This is a genomic window from Haloferax sp. Atlit-6N, assembly GCF_003383195.1.
In the GTDB taxonomy this organism is placed as follows: domain Archaea; phylum Halobacteriota; class Halobacteria; order Halobacteriales; family Haloferacaceae; genus Haloferax; species Haloferax gibbonsii.
In genome coordinates this window covers 1-487 of the sequence record NZ_QEQJ01000251.1, presented here as the reverse complement: position 1 = coordinate 487, position 487 = coordinate 1, and the positions used below count along the sequence as shown (strand labels likewise).

Annotated in this window: 1 pseudogene; it reads right to left on the bottom strand. The window is 64.1% G+C overall.

The features are described 5' to 3' along the window. Window positions 1-209: 209 nt before the first annotated feature. Window positions 210-487, bottom strand: a pseudogene (locus tag DEQ92_RS22220) (DEAD/DEAH box helicase); the annotation flags it as partial.

Below are 487 nucleotides of genomic sequence, written 5' to 3'. Positions count from 1 at the left end.
CTCGGTGACGAACAGCGCGAGCGCGACGAGGACGACGAGGAAAACAGCGAGGACGCCTGGCGGTATCGGTGCCACATTGTTCGGTCGACTCGCCAGTGCAAAATACTGTGGGATTTCTCTCACGTCCGGCGGTGGAGCCTATTTCAGTCACCCGATTCGGGCTCCGCCACCCGAGTGTGAGACGCCGAGTCGACAACCGCCGGCGACGTTCAGAACTCGTCTTGGAGTTCCATCTCGGCGACGAGGCCGTACGGCTCCGTACCCGAGCGGATGCAATCGAGGATGCGGAACGCGTCTTTCGGCGAGAGGAAGTGCCGACAGACCGCCCGTCCCAGCGGCGTCGGGTCGAAGCCGTCGATGAACTCCCACTGGAGCAGTTTCCCGATCGCGTGTTTGGTCGGGACGTCACCGACCATTCGGTCGTTCAGCCGTTTGGCACGCTTTCCGGCGACGACGACGTTCGCGAGCGTCTCCTCGGCGGCCGCGG